Source organism: Variovorax sp. JS1663 (genome assembly GCF_002157355.1).
In the GTDB taxonomy this organism is placed as follows: domain Bacteria; phylum Pseudomonadota; class Gammaproteobacteria; order Burkholderiales; family Burkholderiaceae_C; genus Variovorax.
On sequence record NZ_LYMK01000128.1, the window covers coordinates 1 to 1,501 of the forward strand.

Below are 1,501 nucleotides of genomic sequence, written 5' to 3' on the forward strand. Positions count from 1 at the left end.
TTCTGCCACGCGGCCGGCCCGGTGATGTGCGCGCTGGTGCCCCCCGCGTCGACCGCCACCGTCACCGGCATGTCCACCACGTCGAACTCGTAGATCGCCTCCATGCCCAGGTCCTCGAAGCCCACCACCTTGGCGGTCTTGATCGCCTTGCTCACCAGGTAGGCGGCGCCGCCCACGGCCATCAGGTAGGCGCTCTTGTGCTTCTTGATCGCCTCGATCGCCACCGGCCCGCGCTCGGCCTTGCCGATCATCGCGATCAGGCCGGTCTGCGCCAGCATCATCTCGGTGAAGCCGTCCATGCGCGTGGCCGTGGTCGGGCCGGCCGGGCCCACCGCCTCGTCCTTGACCGGATCGACCGGGCCCACGTAGTAGATCACCCGGTTGGTGAAGTCCACCGGCAGCTTCTCCCCCTTGGCCAGCATGTCCTGGATGCGCTTGTGCGCGGCATCCCGGCCGGTGAGCATCTTGCCGTTGAGCAGCAGCGTGTCCCCCGGCTTCCAGCTGGCCACTTCTTGCGGCGTGAGCTTGTCCAGGTCGACGCGCTTGCTCTTGTTGTAGTCGGGCGCCCAGTCGATCTTGGGCCACAGGTCCAGCGAGGGGGCTTCCAGGTACACGGGGCCGGAGCCGTCGAGCACGAAGTGGGCGTGGCGGGTGGCCGCGCAGTTGGGGATCATCGCCACCGGCTTGCTGGCCGCATGCGTGGGGTACAGCTTGATCTTGACGTCCAGCACGGTGGCCAGCCCGCCCAGGCCCTGGGCGCCGATGCCCAGCGCATTGACCTTTTCGTAGAGCTCCACGCGCAGCGCCTGGACCTTGTCCAGCTCGGCGCCGGAGCGCTTCTTGGCCAGCAGCTCGTGCATGTCGAGGTCGTCCATCAGGCTTTCCTTGGCCAGCAGGGCGGCCTTCTCGGCGGTGCCGCCGATGCCGATGCCCAGCATGCCCGGCGGGCACCAGCCGGCGCCCATGGTGGGCACGGTCTTGAGCACCCAGTCGACCACGCTGTCGCCGGGATTGAGCATGACCAGCTTGCTCTTGTTCTCGCTGCCGCCGCCCTTGGCGGCCACGGTGACCTCGACGGTGTTGCCGGGGACGATCTCGGTGAAGATGACGGCGGGGGTGTTGTCCTTGGTGTTCTTGCGGTCGAACTGGGGATCGGCCACCACCGAGGCGCGCAGCATGTTGTCCGGGTGGTTGTAGCCGCGGCGCACGCCTTCGTTGATGGCATCGTCCAGCGAGCCTGTGAAGCCGCCCCAGCGCACGTCCATGCCGACCTTGAGGAAGACGTTGACGATGCCGGTGTCCTGGCAGATGGGGCGCTGGCCGGTGGCGCTCATCTTGCTGTTGGTGAGGATCTGCGCCATCGCGTCCTTGGCCGCCGCGCTCTGCTCGCGCTCGTAGGCGCGCGCGAGATGGGCGATGTAGTCGCTGGGGTGGTAGTAGCTGATGTACTGCAGGGCGGCGGCGACCGACTCGATCAGGTCGGCTTGCTGAATGATGAGGG

At 67.7% G+C, this 1,501-nt stretch carries 1 protein-coding gene; it reads right to left on the minus strand.

Features of this window, described 5'->3' with window-relative positions; all coding sequences use genetic code 11:
* Positions 1 to 1,496, minus strand: a 1,496-nt coding sequence (locus A8M77_RS34935) for a fumarate hydratase (protein ID WP_086926030.1), incomplete at its 3' end; no start/stop codon positions are given.
* Between the last annotated feature and the right edge of the window lie 5 nt (positions 1,497 to 1,501).